The organism is Brevibacterium sp. RIT 803, assembly GCF_016892625.1.
Lineage (GTDB): Bacteria > Actinomycetota > Actinomycetes > Actinomycetales > Brevibacteriaceae > Brevibacterium.
Genome location: NZ_JAFEMW010000003.1, coordinates 538,087 through 556,574 on the forward strand (window position 1 = coordinate 538,087; position 18,488 = coordinate 556,574).

Consider the following 18,488-nt stretch of genomic DNA (forward strand, 5'->3'; position numbering starts at 1 on the left):
CATGACGCCAGACATCCCCCGAATCGTCCTCGTTCCCGGAGATCTCTCCGGCGTCGGGCCCGAGCTCATGGCTCGGCTCCTCGCCGACCCCGCCAATCGTGCTCGGGCGCGATTGCTCGTCACAGCGACGGCGGAGGAACTGGACTCCTTCGCCACAACGGCAGCGGTGACGATTGCCGATCGTGATGACATCGAGTATCTCGGCACCGACTACCGCGGGCCTGCCATCCCTGTCGGTGAAGTCAGCATCGCCGCAGGCGAGCGCGCCCTGGCTGACCTGGCCACAGCGCTCGACCTGTGCGCCGGCGGTGGGGCCGACGGTGTGATGTTCCTGCCTCTGAACAAGGGGGCCATGGGGCAGGCAGGCATGACCGAGGAAGACGAGCTGCGCTGGTTCGCCAAGCGGCTCGACTTCAGTGGCTTCACCTCGGAGCTGAACTTCATCGAATCGCTCGTCACGGCACGTGTCACCTCGCACGTTCCCGTCTCGGAGATCGCCGAGGGCATCAGCGCCGGCAAGGTTCTCGAGACCATCGAGCTGCTCAATCGCGTTGTGGCGCAGACGCGCACCTCGACGCCGCGTCTGGCCGTCTGCGCGCTCAACCCGCATGCAGGTGAGGGCGGGAAGTTCGGCAGAGAGGAGATCGACGACATCGCCCCGGCCATCGAGTTGGCCCGCTCGCGTGGAATCGATGTCGAGGGGCCTTTCCCCTGCGATACTCTCTTCGCCCGAGCGGTCGGCGGGGACTATGACGGAGTGGTGACGATGTACCACGATCAGGGCCAGATCGCGATGAAGCTGCTCGGCTTCGATCAGGGAGTCACTGTCCACGGTGGGATCCCGATTCCCATCGCTACCCCTGCACACGGCACCGCTCACAACATCGTCGGCACAGGCAAGGCCGAGCTCGGGCCGAGCACCCATGCCTTCGACTTGGCGGTGCGGATGGCTGAGAGCCGTCGGGCCACGGCAGGTACCGGCAATGCAGTCGCCGGGGCGGGCGCGACTGTAGGAGCTGCGGCTGGAGCGGCCGCGGGAGTGCAGGTGAGTCCACGATGAGCACGACAATCGAAACGGAGAAGATTCCGCCTCGGAACAAGCCGGACCTCGCCGATGTCGTCGGGACTTCGATCCTCGGAGTCGTCGGTGGCGTCGCCGCCATCATGGGGCTCGGCTACGGCCTCACCGTGGAAGGCGGGCAGGTCGGGCCGGGAATGCTCCCCTTCCTCACCGGAGCATTCATCTTCCTCGCCTCTGCGGCTGAGATCTTCCGGCTCTTCTTCGCCCGTGTGGGCACCTCCGGAGGTCGCATCATGTCTGCCGTCGAGGACATCGAGGCAACGGCCGCAGAGTCGATCGACGCCGTCGCAGATTCTCGTCCCGATGACGATTCGAGCGATGTCCTCGACACCTTCGGACGGACGGAGAAGCAGCGTAACCGCGCCCCCTTCTACATATTCCTCACCTTCGGAGTCGCGCTCGCGCTCATTCCCGTCATCGGTCTCATCATCTCTTTGGCCGCCGCGATCCTGTTCCTGCTCCTCGTCGTGGAGAAGCAGAAATGGTGGACATCGGCGGCCACAACGATCGGCGCAGCCGTTTTCGTCTACATCGTCTTCGGGCTCGTCCTGTCGGTTCCCATGCCGACCGGACTGCTCGGACTGATCTGAGGACTCTCTATGATCGACAATCTCATGCTCGGGCTGGAAACCGCAGTCAGCCCAGAAAACCTCCTGTGGTGCTTCGTCGGCGTCCTGCTGGGAACCGTCATCGGACTGCTCCCCGGCCTCGGCTCCACCACGGGCGTGGCCATTCTCCTGCCCGTGACGCTGGCCTTCGAACCGGTCACAGCCCTCATCATGTTGGCTGGAATCTACTACGGATCCCAGTACGGGTCCTCGATCAGCTCGATCCTCATCTCCACTCCCGGAGACTCATCGAGCGTCGTCCTCACCCTCGACGGCTATCAGATGGCCCGCAAAGGCCGAGCAGGAGCCGCCTTGGCGATCTCTGCTCTGGCCTCCTTCTTCGCTGCGATCATCTCGCTCATCGGCCTCATCGCCTTGGCCCAACCGATCGCTCAATTCGCGCTCAACTTCGGGCCCGCGGAGAATCTCGCGATCATATTGTTAGGCATGGCCACGATCGTGTCCTTTGCCGGCGAGAACATTCTGCGCGGCATCACAATGGCTGCAGCAGGTCTCCTGGTGTCGATGGTCGGTGTGGCATCCGGGTTCTCCACAGCACGGTTCACCTTCGGCAGCGTGAACCTGCTCTCCGGGCTCGATTTCGTTGCCGTGATGATCGGAATCTTCGCCGTCGGTGAGGTTCTCCACCAGATCCGCCGGGGCGGAGAGAAACCCATCCGCGCACGTTTCAAAGATCTGCTGGTGACGAAGGAGGAGCTGACCCGCTCCGCACCTGCGGCCACGCGCGGCACCGTCTTGGGCTTTGCCGTCGGTGTCCTTCCCGGTGCCGGAGCCACTCTGGCCACATTCCTCGCCTACGGCGTGGAGAAGCAGGTGAGCAAGTTCAAGCATCTCATCGGGAAGGGTGCTCCGGAGGCTGTGGCTTCTCCGGAGGCTGCGAACAACGCAGCCGCCAATGCAAGCTTCATTCCCACTCTCGCACTCGGCATTCCCGGCAGCGGAACGACTGCAGTGCTGCTGGGTGCCTTCGTCATCTTCGGACTCCAGCCCGGTCCTCTGCTCTTTCAACAGGAACCTGACCTGGTGTGGGGTCTGCTGGTGAGCTTCTTCTTCGGCAACCTCATCCTGCTGGTGCTCAACCTGCCGATGGCTCCGGTCTTCGCACAGATTCTCAGGATTCCGTACGTCTTCCTCTACCCCATCGTGCTCATGATGAGCTTCGTCGGTGCCTTCGCGCTGGGAAACAACACATTCACCCTGTGGATCGTGTTCTTCGCCGGGCTGCTCGGCTACTTCATGAAGCGTTTCGACTTCCCGGCGGCGCCATTCGTGCTCGGCCTGGTGCTGGGCCCTCTGTTGGAGAAGTACCTGGTCCAGACCTCGGCGATGGGCGATGGGAACCTCTTCATCATGTTCCAACGTCCGTTTTCGCTCATCCTCACGGTCGCGGCTCTCATTGCCATCGCCTACCCATTGGTGAGTGCGGTGGTCCGCAACCTCAGAACACGGAAGGCTGATGCTGCAGCAAAGGAGAACACACTTCGCTGACCCTACGGGGTGAAGAACACGAACAAGCAACCCCTGTTCGCTGCGGTGCGACGCATCAATCTGATGCGTCGCACCTGTGCGTTCCGGACCATGTCATCGGCAAGCCCGGTCGATTCGCACTATCGGACCCCAACACCCTCCGGCAGCCGCTTCGCCCTCGCGGAGTGGTCGGAGCCCGCAGCAGCCCCTGTCAGCAGTTGGGACAGGGTCATGCCCTGCACCTCTGCGAGATCATTCGCCTGGGTTCTGCACGAGTAGCCATCGGCCAGGAAGATCGAGTTCTCCGGAGCGTCACGCAGTCCCGGCAGCAGCGCGTTCTCAGCCACAGCGACGGAGACCTCATAGTGACCGGCTTCCATTCCGAAGTTGCCCGCCAGCCCACAGCACCCTGCCAGTTCGCGGATGGTGGCTCCGGTGCGTTCGAGGATCTTTCGATCCGCGGCGAAGCCCATGACCGAGTGCTGATGGCAATGCGGCTGGACGACGATGGTCCGGCCGGACAGATCAGGCACATCGATGTCCGACTCCACCAGCACCTCGGCGATGGTGGAGGTGTGCGCCGCGATCAGGCTGGCCCGAGTGTCATCGGGGAACAGGTCCTTCAGGTCGCTGCGCAGCACAGCGGTGCAGCTCGGCTCGATGCCGACAATGGGGATCCCCTTCTGCGCATACGGGACCAGCACCTCCATGGTGTGGGTCAGCCTGGCCCGTGCCGCATCAAGCTGACCGGTGGAGATCAGAGTCAGGCCGCAGCATGCCTGTGACTCCGGCAGCAGAACCTCGAAACCGGCGGCCTCCAGCACTGCGATGGTCGCTTTGGCCCCAGCATCCGAGAGGTACTCGGAGAATGAGTCCGCCCAGAGAAGGACCTGCGGCCTGTGTTCGCGTCGCACCGTTGAACTGCGCACATAGTGTTCTCCCACCAACTCGTCACGGGCCTGGGCCTCCGTGACGTTCTTCTTCGCCCAGCGGGAGAAGCGCTGAGTGTTGAAGCTGACCATGCCGCGCCGGGTATCCATCCCGCCACCTGCCAACACGAGTTTGGCCAAGGGCCGCAACGACAGTGCTGCGTTCGCGATTGCACTGAGACCCGGAACCGCGGTCAGGGCCTTGCCCCATGTGGGCAGCCAGCCCAGCGAGTAGTGCGAGAGCGGCCGGACCTTTCCCTTGTACGTGCGGTGGAGGACTTCCGACTTGTATTGGGCCATGTCGACACCGGCAGGGCAGTCGCTGCCACACGCCTTGCAGCTCAGACACAGGTCCAGCGATTCGTGCACGGCTGCGGAGTTCCAGTCGTCGATGAGGCCGCCGTTGGTGACCTCCTGAAGCACGCGGGCGCGTCCCCGAGTGCTGTCCTTCTCATCGCGCGTGGCCAGATATGACGGGCACATGAAACCACCGGAACCAGTGGTATCCGCACGGCACTTGCCGACCCCCACACAGCGGTGCACCGCATCGGTGAAGCTTCCCTTGTCATGGGAGAAGGAGAACCCGCTGGCCGCCTGGATCGAGATCGCCTGCGGCCGGCGCAGATCCTGGTCAAGCGGCAGCGGATCGACGATGACGCCGGGGTTGAGCAGCATCTCCGGGTCGAAGAGACGCTTGACCTGTTCCAATGCGGTGATGGCTTCGGCGGAGTGCTGCAGAGCCAGCAGTTCGGAGCGGGCGCGGCCGTCGCCGTGTTCACCGGAGGCCGATCCTCCGAACTTGGTGACGAGTCGGCCGGCGTCCATGAGGAAGCTGCGGAAGATCTTGGTGCCGTCCGGCTGGTCGAAGGGGAAGTTCGTGCGCATGTGCACGCAGCCATCGCCGAAGTGGCCATAGGGCAGTCCGACGACCCCGTAGCTGTTCATCAGCTCGTCCTGTTCACGCAGGTAGTCGCCGAGGACGTCCGGGGGAACCGCAGCGTCTTCCCATCCTGTCCAGGCTGGGTCGCCCTTCTCGGTGCGCCCGGCCAGTCCCCCTGCGTCGGCCCGGATGCCCCACAGAGTCGAGGCCTCTGGGCCGGCAGGAATGATCCGGTAGGAATCTGTGCCGGAGTCGTCGGCGATGACCTGCGCGTTCGCAACAGCCTCGGCGGCGGTGGCTCCGGCGACCTCGATGAGCAGCCATCCGGAACCGGCGGGGAGTTCGGGGACTGCGTCCTTGCCCTTGTGGGCGCGGACCATGTCCATGAGACGGGAGTCGATGCCTTCGACGGCAAGTGGTCCGTAGGGCAGCACGCGTGGGACCGCGTCGGCGGCGACGAACATGTCCGAGTAGCCCAGGGCCAGGACGGTCGGTGAGTTCGGCACGTCCCCGAGGGAGACCACGGCTTCCAGCGTCGTCGTCAGAGTGCCCTCGCTGCCGACGAGGAACCGTGCGAGATTGGGTCCGTTCTCCGGCAGCAGGTGTTCCAGCGCATAGGCCGATGCCTGTCGGCTGAAGCGACCGAATTCGGTGCGGATGACGCCGAGGTGGCTCGCCGCAAGATCGCTCAGCCCGGTGACCGGGTCGAGTCCCTCGCCAGCGGTGAAGCGTCGTCCCAACCCATCGATGACGTCGAGTTCGACGACGTTGTCAACGGTCCGACCCGCGGAGATCGCGTGTGGCCCGCAGGAGTTGTTGCCGATCATGCCTGCGATCGTGGCCCGGTTCTTCGTCGACGGATCGGGTCCGAAGCGCAGACCGTGCGGGGCACCGGCCTTCTGCAGGTCGCTCATGAGGACGCCGGGTTCCACACGTGCGGTCTTGGCGACGGGGTCGATGTCGAGGACCCGATTGAGGTGTCGGGAGAAGTCGATGACGACGCCGGTTCCGATGGCATTGCCCGCCTGAGACGTGCCTCCACCGCGGGAGGTGATCGGCACGTCATGGGACCGTGCCACGTCGAGGATGGCTGTGACATCGGCCGTCGTCGTCGGGAACACGACGGCCTGCGGAGGCACGCGGTAGTTCGAGGCGTCGACCGCATATTCGGCTCGCCTGCGCGCCGAGGTGTCGACCGTGCCTGCAATGGCGTGGGTCAGGTCTGCGATGAAGTCGCCCATTGTCTTCTCACCAATCGATCGTGCGGAGGCTGACTCATTGGGTGAAGCGTTGCCGTGCAGGTGGGACCGCCCCTCACGTGTCCCGGAGGATGTCGAGCGCGGCCTTGACACCCGAGGGATCGACCTTGATGCCTGCCAGCTGCAGGCCCATCTGCACACCGGAGAGGGTTCCGGCCAGTGTCAGGTCGCTGAGATCGCCGAGGTGGCCGATGCGGAAGATCTTTCCCTTGAGTCTCGACAGTCCCGCGCCCAAAGACATGTTGAACCTCTCGAGGATGATTCTCCTCAGCTCGTCGGCGTCGAAGCCCTCGGGCATGAGCACGGCGGTGAGGACCGGGGAGTGCTCGTTCTCGTTCGTGCACAACACCTCGAGCCCCCAGGCGTCGACCGCTGCTCGGGTCGCCTCACCGAAGCGGATATGGCGGGCGAAAACGTTGTCCATTCCCTCCTCATTGAGGATTCGCAAGGCTTCCTTGAGTCCGTAGAGGAGGTTCGTGTTCGGAGTGTAGGGGGTCTGCCCGTTCTTCCCGGAAGCTAGCATCTCGGTCCAGTTCCAGAAGGACTTGGGCAGAGTTGAGCGTTCGTGAGCGTCGAGAGCCTTGTCGCTGACAGCGTTGAACGACATTCCCGGTGGCAGCATCAGCCCCTTCTGGGAACCGGACACTGTGACATCGACGCCCCATTCGTCGTGACGATAGTCAACGGATCCCAGCGAGGAGATCGTGTCGACCATGAGCAGTGCGGGATGATCTGCAGCATCGATGGAGCGGCGGATCTCGGGAATGCGGCTCGTCACTCCGGTCGACGTTTCGTTGTGGACCACACAGACTGCCTTGAACCGGTGGGCGGTGTCCTCAGCCAGGGCTGCACTGATCTTCTCCGGGTCAGCTCCTGTGCGCCAGTCACCTTCGATCATCGTGGGTTTGAGGCCCCACTTCTCGGCCATGGCCTTCCACAGGCTGGAGAAGTGGCCGGTCTCGTAGCAGAGGATCTCATCGCCTGGGCTCAACGTGTTGACCAGCGCGGCTTCCCAGGCTCCGGTGCCCGTCGCCGGGTAGATGATGACCTGATTGGAGGTTCGGAAGATATCGGCGACTCCGGTCAGGACCTGTGAGAAGAGCTCCTGGAACTCCGGGCCCCGATGATCGATCGTGGGCATGGACATGGCTCGCAGCACGGAGTCGGGGACATTGCTGGGCCCTGGGATCTGGAGATAGTGCCGTCCGCTGTGAGTCATGATCTTCCATCCCTTTCGCGTGCCGATCGGCACGGAGTGTGAGTCGAGTTCGGCCGAGCGGCCAGGAGGTGCCGAGAAGCAGAGTACGGATGGGTGAGAGCCGGACGCAGAGGGGCGAGGCTCGTCACGACCGAGCTGGCGAAACGGTGTCTGATGACTTCTGCTGCCGGGTTCATCGTCGGAGAATCCTCTCTGATTCCACGATGCGATACAAAGGTTTCATTTTACGCTACCACACGGAGAGCGATCAGAAAATGGGTAGTACGCAGGGTGGACCACGATGCCCTCACCAGCACGAATGCATGAATCAGGCGCATCGACGGCTGCCTTTTCCCATTAGTCGGGAAACCCTTGACTCATCAGTCCGATGGGGGCAAACTTTCACAAAAGGTCCATCAAGATTCCGCATCATGGAAAGTACGGGGCGGCAAAGAGGCTGTTCCGGTGACTCTACACATCGCATTGGAGCGAATTGTGTCTCTTGAACTCGCGTCCATCCTCGTCCTCGTGGCCTTGTTCGTCATCGCCACCTTCGTCTCGGTCCATATGGGTGCGCTGGCTCTCATGGCGACCTTCCTCTTCGGCACCTTCGTCCTCGGGGAGGATGCCGACACGCTCTTGTCCGGGTTCCCGGCCGACCTCTTCCTCATACTCGTCGGCGTGACGTATCTGTTCGCTCTGGCGAAGGACAATGGAACGGTCGACTGGCTCGTTCATGTCCTCGTCAAGGCGGTGGGAGGCAGAATCGCTCTGATCCCGTGGGTGTTCTTCGTCGTCACCGCGCTCCTCTCGGGCTTCGGCTCCGTAGTTCCCGCCGCCATTGCGATCATCGCTCCTATCGGCATGGGCTTTGCCCGTCGCTACGACATCCGGCCGCTGCTGATGGGCCTCATGATCATCAACGGTGCCACTGCCGGCGGCTTCTCACCGCTGAGCATCTTCGGCACCATCACCAACCAGGTCGTCGAGCGCAATGACCTGCCTGGCAGCCCTGTACTCCTGTTTCTCGCCTCCTTCGTCTTCAACGTCCTGCTCGGCCTCGTCTGCTTCTTCCTCTTCGGCGGACGTGATCTGCTGGGCAAGCGGGATATGGGCCACGGCCTGGAGGACGTGCACGGCACCGGCACCGACGCCGGCGATCAAGAAAGAGACAGTGGCGGCACCGTCGCCGGCGCTCAACCGAAGGTCCCGCGCAATGATCCGCAGCGTCGCGCTGCACGCAGGTCGGTGCAGACGACCATGGTCAAGGACGAGGACACCGATGAACCGGTGACCACGCTGGATCGCAATCGCATCGTCACCCTCATCGGCCTCATCGTCTTGGCGGTCATGGTGGTTCCGCCGCTGAACCAGGACGTCGGCTTCACAGCGATCTGCATCGCCGTCATCATCTCGTTCTTCTCACCGAAGGTGAGCAAGGGAGCGGTCAGCAAGATCGCCTGGCCCACGGTGCTCCTCATCTGCGGCATCGTCACCTACGTCGAACTCATGGAGCGATTGGGCACCATCGACTGGTTGGGCAACCTCGTTGCCGACATGGGAGCTCCGCTCTTCGCGGCGCTGCTCATCTGCTTCATCGGTGCCGTCGTCTCGGCCTTCGCCTCGACAACCGGCATCCTCGGCGCTCTCATCCCGCTGGCCGTGCCGTTCCTCCTCACCGGCAGTGTTGGTGAGATCGGCCTCATCATCGCCCTGGCCATCTCGTCCTCGGTGGTCGACTCGAGCCCCTTCTCCACCTCGGGTGCGCTGGTCGTCGCGAACTCGCCGGAGGAGCAGCGTGATCAGGTCTTCAAGCAGCTCATGAGGTGGGGCTTCTCGATGGTTCTCATCGCACCGATCGTCACTTGGCTCATCTTCGTCGTTCCCGGTTGGGGCTGATCTGCCAACAGGGGAATGAACGCCGGACCGAGATCACTCGGTCCGGCGTTCTGGTCTCAGCGTCGGGCTCGCCTCCTCGCCGACATCGCCAGCACCCCGTCAACGATGAGGAACCCAAGCAGGCTGACCCCCACCATCGGCAGGAATACCCCAATCGCCACGGCAACGAGCGCCACTGCAGCCACCGACCACCAGGGTGCGTAAGCCAACGCACCACGGACAGGTGTGACCCCGAAGTTCCGACTTGGATCATGCTTGGGTCGGCGCTGCCACCACAACACATAGCCCCACACGACCATGGACGCGATTGCGATTGCGAGGACGACGAGGACGATCTGGTTGGCCAGGCCGAACATCGTTCCCATGTGCATGTCGATGCCCCATCGTGCGAGCTTCGAGGCAAACCCGTAGTCGGAGAAGTCGACACGATCGGTGACCTCCATGGTGTCGACGTCGATGGCCACGGCATCGACCTCGGTGGGGAAGCTGCGTTGGATCTCTTGGACGACCCACGCGGACTCAGCATCGGCCGGCGGCAGGATTTCGACGAGTCCGGTGTTGACGTTGATATTGCGGGCCATGGCCAGCGTCATGTCGAAATCGGCCGGGTCGATTCCGCCAGTATCGGCCGCATCAGTTTGTCCTTTGTGAGCGCCGTCCTCGTGGCCGGCATTGCCCTCGTGACCGGTGTGGCCAGAGTGGCTTCCAGCGTCCGACTCCCCCGTTGCCGAGTCTCGACCGAGATCCGTCGAGACCGCCGGCGTCGACCAGTCCAGCGCCGCCCGCAGCTTCGTCACATTGTCTCCGCCCAGCTGGGACCAGGTGATCCCGGTCGCGGACAGGAACAGCATCCCGACCGCCGCCCACACTCCGACAGAGGCGTGCCAGGAGAAGGTGCGGCGAAGTCCCTTGTGCTTCATGGTCGGCCGCAGCATCGCTGAAGCATTCCGAGCCCTGCGGGCGCGCATCACCCACAGGCACAATCCCGCGACTGCGATGATGCCCAGCCAAGACGCGGCGAGTTCACTGTAGTACCGCCCGAAATCGCCGAGGTGAAGGCTGCGGTGCAGCTGATCGACCCAGGTTCTCAAGGGCAGGGATCCCGAGGTCCCGTACACGGTCAGGTCCCCCGTCACCTCGGCGGTGGTGGGATCGACGAAGATCGCCCGGGATTCGCTTTCGTCCAGGTTCGGGTCCTCGAACATCACCCGGGTCGTGGTTCCAGGTTCCGGTGCCGGACGCACGGCGCTGATGATCTCGCCTCCCCCGGTGTAGGTTGTCGCGGACGCGACCTGGTCGGCCAGCGGCAGGGCGGGGCCTGTCTCCTGAGAGGTCAGCTCATCTGCATAGACGACCTTTTCGATCTGCGGGCTGATCGCATACAGGGCGCCGCTGAGCGCCGCGATGAGGATGAAGGGACCGACGAAGATTCCGGCATAGAAGTGAAGGCGGCGCAAGAGCTGACCGAGCCAGCCTCGGGCATATGGTCGAGGATCGTTCGGCCTGTTTTCAGGCAGGGATGTCAGAGAGGTGGTCATGGTGAAGCTTTCTGTGAAGAGCGCTCTGCCGCCGTGAAATTCGGTCAGGCGAGCGCGCGCCGGCGAATTTCCGCCGACGCTGAGGTCAGTGATGAAGGGGTCAGAAAGCTTCCACGGGTGGACCTCGAGTGAGGACAGGAGAGCGCAGAACGCCGAGGTGGCGAGGCAGGATTCGGGAGACGCCGAGGTGGGGCCTCGGTCCGTTCGGAACCGGCATCGGCCGCACCGCAGTGGGCAGAAGCGCGTGGATCACGAGCCGGACGAAGCTGGCGATCTTCGCCGGCAGCGTCTCCGACCAATAGATCATGGCGATCGTGAGGACAGCTGCGAGGAGGTGGGCCGAAAGCATGGCCGGTGACGTATGCGCATGTATGCCGCCCTCCGTCGCACTCATGGTGCCGGACATTCCTGACAACGATCCCTGCCCTGGACCGGACAGGGATCCGATCATGGTCGCCGAATCCGAATGGTGCATCGCATGTCGCTCAAGTGCGTTCGCCGGAGTCGGGCTTCCTGTCCTCGGAGTGAAGACGGAGAAGAGAAGGTGGAACAGCGACTGGCTGGCCAGCACAGACAAGGACAGCCGAAGCAACGACAACCTGCGACCCGCAAGGAGGACGCAGACCAGCATCGACAGCGCCAAGGGGACCACGATACCCATGGCGGAAGGCAGCGCGCCACCGCCGATCATGTGAGAGGCCAGCGCCACAAACGTGGCGAAGACAGCGGCCGCGGTCCCCCGCAGTCCGCGCTGGTACCTCAGTCCGCGCTGGCGCTGCGGCGCATGCGGGTCCTCCGGCTCCGAGCTCACAGGGAACATTCTCACACAATCGGCGAGCCCACCTCGACGGCGGCGAACTCGCGGGACATCACCTGAACGCCGGCTCGTTGGCCTCCAGTCGGGGAACGGCGACTCCGAGGCGGCGGGCGTCGGCGAGAACATCCCGAGGGTAGTCTGCCTTCGCCTTGTAGTCATTGCGGCCGGTGATCTGCGCCTGGTTCATGATGAAGGTGTACATGTTGTCGCCGGTCAGCATCTTCTGCACTGCGAAACCGACGACGCTGGAAGGGATGTACCTTGCTGCCGCAGCGCCGAGTCTCGAAGTCCCGCCCTTCGCAGTGAGGACGGGGATCATCTCCCGCACGAGGCGCACGACCTCCCGCAGCGCGGAACGCGACTGCACAAGCGCATCGAAGCTTCCCATCCGCAGCCATCCGACCATGATTCCGGCATCGAGGATGAAGTGGAACCAGAGCCAGCTGCGGAAGTCCGCGATGTCGGAGATTGAGAACCCGGCTCTGGTGAGAAGGTCACGGACGACGCGGTGCCGGTCAGTGCGGCTCGACCCGTCGATATCGCCGAGGACGATGCTTCTGACGAATCCGCCGTGCAGAGTGTTGACGTCGTAGCCACCTCCACCAGTTGGAAATCCCCAAGTGATCTGCTCGCGGGGCAGCCGCGAGACTGCAGCCGCAGGGTCGGCCCAGACGTTGTTGAAGATGAGGATTGTGGCCCCGCCGACCCGAGTGTGGAGGAAGTCGACCGCGCTGTCCAGCTGGTCGTGATTGACGCTTACGATGATGAGGTCGTAGTCGTGATCCGGTTCGAGGTCCTCTCGCAGTGTGATGGGCCAATTCTCGTGAACCGGCTTCCCTTTCCTCGAGGCCCGGCCGTCCCTGATGTCCAGGTCGACCGATGATCCGAAGTCGGCGGCACGTCCGGGGCGGACATAGAAGTCGACCTCGTTTCCTGCCTTCTCCAGGGCCCATCCGTACAGTGTCGAAATGACTCCGCGGCCGAACATCAGAATCTTCATATCTGCGCCTTTCCTCCGCGCCGTTCAACGCTCTTCACGTCTCCACAATATGTGGAAGATGGTTTCCACTTACGTCTAGACTAAGCAGTGATCCCATCGACGCATTCCGTTTTCACGGAAGTGAGAGAAGAAATGGCCGAGACGACTCAGTTCGATGCGCAGCAAGCGCCAAACGATTCAGACGGTGCTGTTTCAGACGGGCATGACTCCGTCCGCCCGAAGCTGCGTGCGGATGCCGCGGACAACAGGGCGCGCATCCTCGCAGCGGCACGCGAGATCATCGCCGAAAGAGGCATTGAGGTGCCCATGACCGCGATCGCCCGCCGGGCCGGCGTAGGTGCTGCAACGCTCTTCCGCCGCTTCCCTGACCGCCGATCACTCATCGCCGAGGTCTTCGCCACACAGCTGACACATTGCGAATCAGTCCTCGAAGAAGCCGCTGCAGACCCGGACCCCTGGCATGGCTTCTGCACGTTCGTCGAGGATCTCGGCCGGATGCAGATCGAGGACCGCGGGTTCACCGAGGCGTTTCTCTCAGCGTTCTCCGAGGACGCGGGGATCGATGAGAAGCGCCTGCGTGCGGAAGCCGTCTTCGCAGACCTGGTCGAACGTGCGCAGAAATCAGGCGGGCTCCGACCCGACTTCAACCCCAGCGACCTCTTGCTGATCTTCCTGGCCAACGGCGGCATCAGCGAGGCCCCGCCCGAGCATGCTCACGACCTCTCCCGACGGCTCATCGCCTATCTGCTCCAGAGTTTCGAGGCGAATGGTCGGCCAGCCGGACGATCACTTCCCAGACCAAGCCGTATGAGGGTCGGCGAAGTCTTCGCCGCGCCCCAGTGAGCGTTCAACCTCGGTGACCGATCAGCGCAGGTAAGTGCTCACATCTCTTCGTGGGTCAGCGGGTCACGGTTCTTCATCCGACCGCGCTCTAGGCCGGAGATGGCGGCCACCTCGGCGGCGGTGAGAGAGAAGCCGAAGATATCGGCGTTGAGTCTCTGCCTGTCAGGGTTGGCCGACTTGGGGATCGGCAGGCTGCCGACCTCGAGGTGCCAGCGCAGAACCACCTGAGCCGGCTCGACCCCATGAGCCTGAGCCGCCTCGGCGATGGGAGCCTCGTCGAACAGGCCCTGATCGCGGTACAGCGGTGACCAGGATTCTGTTTGGACGCCGATGGATTTGTGGAAGCTGATGAGCTCGGTCTGCGGGAAGTAGGGGTGGAGCTCGATCTGGTTGACCGCCGGGGTCACCCCGGTCTCCGCGATGAGCTGTTCGAGCATGGGCTCGGTGAAATTCGAGACGCCGATCGAGGTCACCAGGCCGCGTTCGCGCAGCTCGATGAGGCCGCGCCAGGTCTCGACGTACTTGCCTACGCTGGGGTTTGGCCAGTGGATGAGATGAAGGTCGAGGCGCTCGAGTTCGAGCCTGGCCAGAGATTCCTCGGTGCTGGCGATCGATTCGTCGAAGCCGTGGTGACGGCCCGGAACCTTGCTCGTGATGAAGAGCTCGTCCCGACCGACCGTGGAATCGATGACGGCGCGACCGACTTCGCGCTCATTCTCGTAGTTGACCGCAGTATCGAGGAGCCGGTACCCGTTGTCGATGCCAGCGATGATCGCGCCGATGCCCTCGGAGTCGCGCATGGCATATGTGCCGAGGCCGATCTGGGGGATGGTCGTCCCGTCGTTGAGTTCAAGGGTCGGAATCGCTGAGCTGTGCTCTGAAGTGGACATGCCCCAACCCTATGACCGCCGAGGTGGTTCGTGCCAGAGGTCACGCGGCAGCGGGGTCTCGGTGTGCCGAACTCCTTGAGCTCAGACGACCGCGCCCCTGGGCGTCTTCCCGTCGAGGACGTCGATGACGGCCTGAGCTGCCGCGACCCCGGCGCGTTCCCGGGCTTCGAGCGTCTGTCCGGCGAGGTGCGAGGTGATGACGACGTTGCTCATCATTCGCAGCGGATTGGTCTTCGCGATAGGTTCACACTGCAGAACGTCGAGCCCTGCACCGGCGATCTCCCCTGCTTTGAGCGCGGCGACCAGCGCCTCTTCATCGACGAGTGACCCGCGGGCCGTGTTGATGAGGATCGCAGAGTCCTTCATCGTTGTGAACGTTGCGGCGCCGATGATCGGATCACCCTTACCCGCCCGGCTGTGAAGAGACAGGTAGTCGGCAGCCCCGATCGTCGTGTCGACATCGGCGAACTCGATTCCCGCCGATACGTCGGCGCCTGCGTCGGGATGCGCCGTGGAGACGAGGACACGCATTCCCAGCGCGACACCGAGCGCGGCGATCGCCCGTCCGCTGGGACCGTAGCCGATGATGCCGAGCGTTTTGCTCCGCAGCTCGGTTCCCGCCGCGCGGGGCCATCCGCCATCGGCCACGCCGGGCAGCACGGTGTTGAGCCGGCGGGCACAGGCAAGCATGAGGGCGAGCGCCATCTCGGCCACGGCGTGGTGGTTGACCTCTGGAGTGTTGCACACACGGATTCCGAGCTCAACGGCTGCATCGGTGTCGACGTTGTCGTAGCCGACACCGGCACGGGCGAGGACTTTCAGCGCTGGTGCGGATGCGAGCATGTCGCGGGTGATCGGTTCACTCGCAGCAATTGCACCGACTGCTGACTGGAACAGGTCCAGCTTCTCTTCATCCGTGCGATGCCCACCCGCCGGCGAATAGACCGGTTCGAGACCGCGCTCCCGCAGCATCGCGTCGACGGTGTCGCCTGGGCGGAGATAGTCGGAGGTGATGACGATGCGATTGCTCATGTGTTCGAGGATAGCTACGTCTGCGAAGGCGGCGCCTCCGAAGCCAACTGGCGGACCAGACCTGCCGGAGCGGTATTCCGATAGGAACCGGTAAGCAGCTCATGGACGTCATCGTTGTCGAGCGCCTGGAGCTCGAGACCGATCCACCCCGTGGGACCCAGATACATGGGAACGAAGGCGTCCGGTCGCTCCATCAGCACCTCGGCGTCCATCGGATCAGGCAGGATGAGCAGCGCCTGCGGATGCTGTTCCATGCCACCCGTGACGAGCTTCCGTGTGCCCCCGAAATGAGCGAAGATCTTCTTCGTGAAGAACGCGGGTCGCCCATGCGAGACCTTCTCCTGCACCTCAGGAAGGCTCAAAGCGATCTCTCGAAGGCGCGCCAGCTGAGGGTCGTCATCATCGAACATCTGTGGATGCGCCATGAATTCACACTACGTCGCGTCACCAAAGATGGCTAGGGCGACCAACCACCGTCGAGATACAGATGTTGTGTCGAGACCCGGGTGTGGGCACGTGTCTTTCGACGTAGCACCCGTGTCTCGATGCTTACGCCCCTAACTGTGACCGGTGCACCTCGTCCAGAGTCAGCAACAGACCCGTTCCATGCTCATCAAGGATCTCGAGAGTGCGCATGAGCTGGTGCTGGAAGTCCGGTGTCACCGGTGCTATGTTCTCCGTTTCGGTATTGACACTGCCACCAAATCCCAATGCCGAGAAACTGCCACATTTAACGCGCGTCTACCTCGTGTTAACGGTGTCCATCTTCAGCAGAGCCTCTGGCAGTCGAGCAGTCGTTAATCGATCAACAAAGCCCGGTGTGGCCTGAGCGCCGACCGTCAACCACTGCCGAGAATCCGCAACCTCACGGAAGACTCACAGCATGACCGACTTCCCCACACCACGAGTCCCGGTCACCAGGGTTGCTCTCTCTCCCCCCGCCCCGCACCAGGTCCACTATCAAGGGCACAGGCAAAACCAGTGATCAGGTTCTGCCGATCCGCCAGCAACGGTGGGATCGCGCCGAACGTTGGAGTGAACGGTGACTACTTGGCAGACTCATCAGGAACCGAAGGAATCTCGAACGGCAGACTCCTCAGTAACCACTTTCCCAAAACTCGCAAAGACTATTTATAGAAGTTTATAGAGTTTATAGTTTTTATAGAATCCTGTTCCGTTCCATTTTCCAGTCAACGCTCCCACTACGCTTCTAACGTTCAAGACCTTGACCTGTTGAGCGTTGCTGTGGTGGTCGGTAGTGTGATGCCCCCGCGTCCGGTGGCATATGACCATGCCTCCGATGAATCCCGTCAACATGGTTTTTAAAGGCCTGCTCGATCGCCGCAGCCGCTTGCGAGTCCGCAACCCTCAGCATCTCTAGTCGAGCGCCACGACCGTCACCGTCGGCTCCGGAGCCCAGTTCAGCCCGGCCTACAGTGATCCGGTTAAACACATCACGGAGGTTCTGCGGCTGAGGTTGCCATTGCGTATCCGGTGCCGGCATCGACAGCATCGAAGCGGTGTTCCACTTGCCCGGAGTCACCCTGTCGAATTTGAACTGCCACGGCGTTGAATCAGCGAATTAATCGAGAACGACTTTCATGGTCCGACCGTTGCCTTCCCGGAAGGGGTGGGCATAATTCCAGCGTGCTGTCGCTTCGCACGCGGCGATGATGAATGCTTCGCGATCACCTCCGACTTCTAAGTGCTGCTTGAAGTGGGCCCCTGCCTCAGCAAGTGATGACACTATCTCGTCATATGGAGCGAATTCGATCCGTCCATCGCTGAGAGGCACCTGCCGGCACTCCCCTGCCCATTCGTAGAATCCATCGAACAGTGCTTGATGGACTGCCTTGGCGTGGTTAACGTCGAACGTCGCAGGGATCTCTATCGCGCCGGACGCAATGTCGACCAGCTGATCCTCCGCGTGCGAGTATTCTGCCTGCTTCCATGCCTCGTAACTCGTGATCTCTGGGATGTTCAACAAAACCCGCTGGTCTTCGTACGGCAAGTACGAGTCCCAGCGGGCTTGCTCCTTAGGAGTGAGCGGAGGCATGTGTCAGAGTCAGCGGGCCGGCGGCAGTCCCTCGAGGCGGCGATACTCCGCCTTGGACAGATCACCCCGGACACGAGCAGCAAGACGGGCGGTGTGCTCACGCTCGGGCTCGCGTCCCTCATGCCAGCTTGACGCAACGATCTGAACAACGGTGTGCACCTGGCGCGGCGTCATACTATCGAAGATCTCCGGCCACTTCGCCTCGAGATCCAGTGGCTTTGTTGGCGCCTGGGTGGCTACCGTAATGCACTGCGCCCTTCCTCAATAGTTCTACCTGCTATTACTAGCCTACCCCTACGTACCGAAATAGACAGACCCGACGGGAATACGGGACAACCATTTCGGGACATATATTTCGGCACAATGTATTGGCGCTTCCCTGCTGTGTCCCGTAGACGATTGGTTTCGAGATGCTTCTTTTGACTCTTCACACCGCCCTGGATGTCTCAAATGTTGCAACAGTCCCATCAGGCCAAATTGCCGGGTGAGCCTTCTCGTTTCGAAGCGAATTCAGTCAGTAAGGTGAGTTTATGATGATAGCGCGAATGGTTGTTATCCCGCTGATTGCGGTTCTGTTGCTTGTCCCTGCTGTTCCGGGGCTAGCCAGTACGGCATTTGAAGGGTTCCGAGTAGTCGATGGCGTCGCAGTATCGGCCTCGACTCACGTGACGACACCTGACGAACTGCGAGTGTATCTGGAAAGTGAAAGCCCGAAAACTGTGACAGTTGACATCGAAACAGGCAGAACACTACGAGTCATTGACGACCAAGATCTTCCAGAATCAGAGAAGTTTGTCCCTCGCCAGTACCCAGAGTTCCCTGGCCTCAGCAAATGAGGCGAGTTATCACCCCGTCTTGTGGGTCAGTCTTGGGGTCTGCAATCTGTGGCGGGATCGACGACAGAAGAGAATGGGCCTGACGCGGTGACGAATAGCGAATGACTTGAACCAGGACCTATGGAGGCAACATC

16 protein-coding genes are annotated in these 18,488 nt (G+C 62.4%); 6 read left to right on the forward strand and 10 right to left on the reverse strand.

Annotated features, from left to right (window positions below; genetic code table 11):
• Position 1 precedes the first annotated feature (1 nt).
• The 3 genes from JTF07_RS12790 to JTF07_RS12800 are packed head-to-tail and all read left to right on the forward strand — an operon-like array spanning position 2 to position 3,198.
• On the forward strand, positions 2–1,060 hold the full coding sequence (locus JTF07_RS12790; protein ID WP_252199773.1) for a 4-hydroxythreonine-4-phosphate dehydrogenase PdxA: 1,059 nt from the start codon (positions 2–4) through the stop codon (positions 1,058–1,060).
• Positions 1,057–1,671 carry a tripartite tricarboxylate transporter TctB family protein gene (locus tag JTF07_RS12795; RefSeq protein WP_204234633.1) on the forward strand — a complete coding sequence of 205 codons (615 nt, stop codon included), beginning with the start codon at positions 1,057–1,059 and terminating at the stop codon, positions 1,669–1,671. The genes JTF07_RS12790 and JTF07_RS12795 overlap by 4 nt, the downstream gene beginning before the upstream one ends.
• 9 nt (positions 1,672–1,680) lie before the next feature.
• Complete coding sequence (locus tag JTF07_RS12800) at positions 1,681–3,198, forward strand: tripartite tricarboxylate transporter permease (protein ID WP_204234634.1); 1,518 nt, start codon at positions 1,681–1,683, stop codon at positions 3,196–3,198.
• A 119-nt stretch (positions 3,199–3,317) separates the two neighbouring features.
• Here JTF07_RS12800 and JTF07_RS12805 read toward each other — a convergent pair whose 3' ends face one another.
• Positions 3,318–6,227 (reverse strand): FAD-binding and (Fe-S)-binding domain-containing protein, encoded by a 2,910-nt coding sequence (locus JTF07_RS12805; RefSeq protein WP_204234635.1) that lies wholly within the window; start codon positions 6,225–6,227, stop codon positions 3,318–3,320.
• A 73-nt stretch (positions 6,228–6,300) separates the two neighbouring features.
• The gene (locus tag JTF07_RS12810; protein ID WP_204234636.1) at positions 6,301–7,464 is read right to left on the reverse strand and encodes a pyridoxal-phosphate-dependent aminotransferase family protein; all 1,164 of its coding nucleotides are present in this window, start codon (positions 7,462–7,464) and stop codon (positions 6,301–6,303) included.
• Positions 7,465–7,938: 474 nt separating this feature from the next.
• On the opposite strand from JTF07_RS12810, the gene JTF07_RS12815 reads away from it, so the two are divergent.
• Positions 7,939–9,342, forward strand: coding sequence for an SLC13 family permease (locus tag JTF07_RS12815; protein ID WP_204234637.1), 1,404 nt, complete (start codon positions 7,939–7,941; stop codon positions 9,340–9,342).
• Positions 9,343–9,398: 56 nt separating this feature from the next.
• Here JTF07_RS12815 and JTF07_RS12820 read toward each other — a convergent pair whose 3' ends face one another.
• The 3 genes from JTF07_RS12820 to JTF07_RS12830 all read right to left on the reverse strand — a co-directional run bounded on the left by JTF07_RS12820 (position 9,399) and on the right by JTF07_RS12830 (position 12,697).
• Positions 9,399–10,880, reverse strand: coding sequence for a PepSY-associated TM helix domain-containing protein (locus tag JTF07_RS12820; protein WP_204234638.1), 1,482 nt, complete (start codon positions 10,878–10,880; stop codon positions 9,399–9,401).
• A 100-nt stretch (positions 10,881–10,980) separates the two neighbouring features.
• Positions 10,981–11,691, reverse strand: a complete 711-nt coding sequence (locus JTF07_RS12825; protein WP_204234639.1) for a hypothetical protein — start codon at positions 11,689–11,691, stop codon at positions 10,981–10,983.
• 58 nt (positions 11,692–11,749) lie between these two features.
• A complete protein-coding gene (locus JTF07_RS12830) occupies positions 11,750–12,697 on the reverse strand; it encodes a ketopantoate reductase family protein (protein ID WP_252199774.1) in 948 nt (315 codons plus the stop codon).
• A 132-nt stretch (positions 12,698–12,829) separates the two neighbouring features.
• Between JTF07_RS12830 and JTF07_RS12835 the strand changes: the two genes are divergently transcribed.
• Complete coding sequence (locus JTF07_RS12835) at positions 12,830–13,540, forward strand: TetR/AcrR family transcriptional regulator (RefSeq protein WP_204234640.1); 711 nt, start codon at positions 12,830–12,832, stop codon at positions 13,538–13,540.
• A 38-nt stretch (positions 13,541–13,578) separates the two neighbouring features.
• Here the strand turns inward: JTF07_RS12835 and JTF07_RS12840 are convergent, their stop codons facing one another.
• The 5 genes from JTF07_RS12840 to JTF07_RS20905 form a co-directional block, all read right to left on the reverse strand.
• Positions 13,579–14,430 carry an aldo/keto reductase gene (locus tag JTF07_RS12840; RefSeq protein ID WP_204234641.1) on the reverse strand — a complete coding sequence of 284 codons (852 nt, stop codon included), beginning with the start codon at positions 14,428–14,430 and terminating at the stop codon, positions 13,579–13,581.
• 81 nt (positions 14,431–14,511) lie between these two features.
• Positions 14,512–15,462, reverse strand: coding sequence for a phosphoglycerate dehydrogenase (locus JTF07_RS12845; protein ID WP_204234642.1), 951 nt, complete (start codon positions 15,460–15,462; stop codon positions 14,512–14,514).
• 14 nt (positions 15,463–15,476) lie between these two features.
• Positions 15,477–15,887, reverse strand: a complete 411-nt coding sequence (locus tag JTF07_RS12850) for an MmcQ/YjbR family DNA-binding protein (RefSeq protein ID WP_204234643.1) — start codon at positions 15,885–15,887, stop codon at positions 15,477–15,479.
• A gap of 1,157 nt (positions 15,888–17,044) precedes the next feature.
• Positions 17,045–17,518 (reverse strand): Fic family protein, encoded by a 474-nt coding sequence (locus JTF07_RS12855; RefSeq protein WP_204234644.1) that lies wholly within the window; start codon positions 17,516–17,518, stop codon positions 17,045–17,047.
• Positions 17,519–17,527: 9 nt separating this feature from the next.
• Entirely contained in the window at positions 17,528–17,692 is a 165-nt protein-coding gene (locus JTF07_RS20905) for an antitoxin VbhA family protein (RefSeq protein ID WP_353843959.1), read from the reverse strand.
• Positions 17,693–18,048: 356 nt separating this feature from the next.
• Here JTF07_RS20905 and JTF07_RS12865 point away from each other — a divergent pair, with 356 nt between their 5' ends.
• Positions 18,049–18,354 (forward strand): hypothetical protein, encoded by a 306-nt coding sequence (locus tag JTF07_RS12865; RefSeq protein WP_204234646.1) that lies wholly within the window; start codon positions 18,049–18,051, stop codon positions 18,352–18,354.
• Positions 18,355–18,488 lie beyond the last annotated feature (134 nt).